The organism is Trichococcus sp. K1Tr (assembly GCF_028309625.1).
Classification (GTDB): Bacteria; Bacillota; Bacilli; order Lactobacillales; family Aerococcaceae; genus Trichococcus.
Window position 1 is genome coordinate 1 of record NZ_JAQMHR010000024.1, and the last position, 2,665, is coordinate 2,665.

Genomic DNA, 2,665 nt, shown 5'->3' on the forward strand with positions numbered 1-2,665 from the left:
AATACTCTTCTCAGTAAATCTTCAGGTGTTGTAGTCTTAGTTTGTTTTATTAATTTTTCGTATCTACCCCATATATACCAATAAACTTTATAACCAACTTCAACGTTTATTTTCCCAGTTGTTTCATATTCAAATGTATGATAGTCTGAATAATTTTTATCATCCGGAGAAAGCTGTAATCAACGATTGTAAAATACCCAATAACAACGGTTTTAAATTCCCCAAAAATAACAGATAATCGTTTCGAAACAAACATCAAAGATGGAGTGAAGAAACGGTGCTGAAGATTGGGGAGTTTTTTATGATTAGAGAGTTATTTCAGAAAGGGTGGACGAAAACAGCCATTGCAGAAGCAACAGGCTTCGATCGTAAAACGATCAGCAAATATCTAAAAAGCAATCAGTTGCCGGAACGTAAGGCAAGCGAGCAGCAGAAAGAGAGTAAGCTCGAACCCTATAAGTCCTACATCCTTCAACGAGTCAAAGAAGGAACAACCAACTGTGTCGTACTGTTAGAGGAAATTCAAACGATGGGTTACGAGGGGAAGATGACAATTTTAAGAGACTTTGTTCGTCCTCTTCGTCAACAGCCAAAGAAACAGGCAACCTTACGGTTTGAAACACCACCAGGGAAACAAGCCCAAGTGGATTGGGCGTACGTGGGAAAATACTTAGTGAATGGCAATCTGCAAGACATTTATGCATTTGTGATGATATTAGGTTATTCCCGAATGAAGTACGTAGAGTTTACAACCAACATGAATCTCGAAACCCTCATGAAGTGTCATATGAATGCTTTTTCTTACTTTAATGGGGTACCAGAACAAATTCTCTATGATAATATGAAAACCGTTGTAATCAAGCATAGTCCTGTAGAGATTCGTTTCAATCGCAAGTTTGAGGATTTCTTAGCCTACTATGGGATTGTGCCAAAAGCCTGTCGTCCTAAACGTCCGCAAACAAAGGGGAAAGTAGAAAGAACCATTAAGTATTTGAAAGATAACTTCTTTCAGCGAAAACACGAACCAACTTTACATGCATTAAATGAAGCCGTACGTACATGGTTGGATCAGATAGCTAACAAGAAAACCAATCAGACTACTAATGAGTCACCATTTCAACGATTTGAGCAGGAACAGAAGTTCCTGCAGATATGGGGAGTGAAGCCTCTGTTTCCCACTTCACATTGGGAAACCAGAGAAGTCAGTCGGGACTGTGTGGTGTCGTACCGCGGAAAAAGGTATTCAGTTCCTTACCGTTACGCTGGACAAATGGTTAAGATTAAAGAAACACTCGATCATCATTTAGAGATTTACGATGAACGTGAATGTATCGCAAAGCATCCGGTTCTTACAGGAAAAGCAACTACTCATATCCGAATGGAACACTATGATGGGCTACATACAAAAGAAAAAGGGCAGAAAGCGAAGAACGTTGAAGATTTGGCGACCGACGGTCTTCACTCTCATACCCCATCTCCAAATGTGGAAAAACGCCCTCTCGCTGCTTACGCAGCACTGGAAGAAGGTGAGTCTGTATGATGAACGAACTCTTATTGGAGCGTTTAAAGAAGCTCGGCTGGCATCATACAGCCAACCAACTTGATAGTTTACTAGAAGACGCTTCTAAGGATAATGTATCATATTCTGAGTTTCTTCACACTATCGTTTTGCATGAAACGGAGCAACAAGATTCTGATCAACTAGAAAAGCGAATGAAACGGGCAAAGCTGCCTTACACCAAAACGATTCATGATTTTGACTTTACATTTCAACCAAGTCTGAGCGAGAAAAGGGTCAAGGAAACCTTAACATGTCGCTTTATTGCCAATGGGGAAAATCGCATATTACTGGGTCCTCCGGGTGTAGGAAAAACTCATTTAGCCGTCTCCTTTGCGATTGAAGCGATTACCCAAGGATATACAGCCCTATTTTTGTCGGCCGACGACTTAGTGGCTCAGTGCCGCAAGGCCAATGATAAAGGGACACTCCAGCGACTCGTAAATCGTTGGAGTCGTCCAGACGTGTTAATTGTAGATGAAGTAGGTTATTTTCCTTTTGATGAACTAACCGCCAATGTTTTCTTCCAGGTTGTTTCAAAGCGATACGAACAAGGAGCAATGATTTTAACATCTAATAAATCGTACCTTGAATGGGGAAAAGTTTTTGGTGACGATGTATTGGCAACGGCTATCTTGGATCGCCTCTTACATCATGCGATTACATTTAACATCAAGGGTGACTCCTACCGTTTGCGAGAAAAGAAAAAAGCAGGAATTTATCCTGCACAAACAACGATTTAGCCGTTCATAATGGGGAATTTCATTTCGTTGAAATTGGGGAAATTTGAATCGTTGTTGACAATTGTTTCTAACCTTTATTTTATTAATAAATAATTAGGGCTTGTTGATACGTTTAGTGTAATATCATTTGACCAAGAAACTTCTTGAGTTGCTCCTAACATAGAAATAAGATGCCCTTTATTACCTTGAATTTCTATCGAAACTTTATGTTGTTCCTTAGTAGTCCAATAAACTATAGCTCTTTCCCCTTTTTTATTTTGAAATTCTAATATATAATCATTTGGACTATCACTAGCTTCTCTTTTAATAAATTTATAGTCTCCTATTGTATCAGTTAATGTTTGAGCAGCTAAATATGTTAACT

General features: G+C 39.1%; 3 protein-coding genes. 2 read left to right on the top strand and 1 reads right to left on the bottom strand.

The features are described 5' to 3' along the window. Positions 1-277 precede the first annotated feature (277 nt). Together istA and istB are read left to right on the top strand one after the other, a co-directional pair. Positions 278-1,540: an IS21 family transposase gene (gene istA, locus PH235_RS14490; protein ID WP_251385950.1), complete on the top strand. Its 1,263-nt coding sequence runs from the start codon at positions 278-280 to the stop codon at positions 1,538-1,540. Further along, positions 1,537-2,301: an IS21-like element helper ATPase IstB gene (gene istB, locus PH235_RS14495; RefSeq protein WP_000980839.1), complete on the top strand. Its 765-nt coding sequence runs from the start codon at positions 1,537-1,539 to the stop codon at positions 2,299-2,301. Before istA ends, istB begins: the two co-directional genes overlap by 4 nt. A gap of 74 nt (positions 2,302-2,375) precedes the next feature. Here the strand turns inward: istB and PH235_RS14500 are convergent. Then, a partial coding sequence (locus PH235_RS14500) for a hypothetical protein (RefSeq protein WP_272162958.1) occupies positions 2,376-2,665 on the bottom strand: 290 nt, incomplete at its 5' end.

Bases quoted from the DNA above. Each gene is read 5' to 3' on its own strand.
- istB (WP_000980839.1), top strand. From the start codon at position 1,537: ATGATGAACGAACTCTTATTGGAGCGTTTAAAGAAGCTCGGCTGGCAT.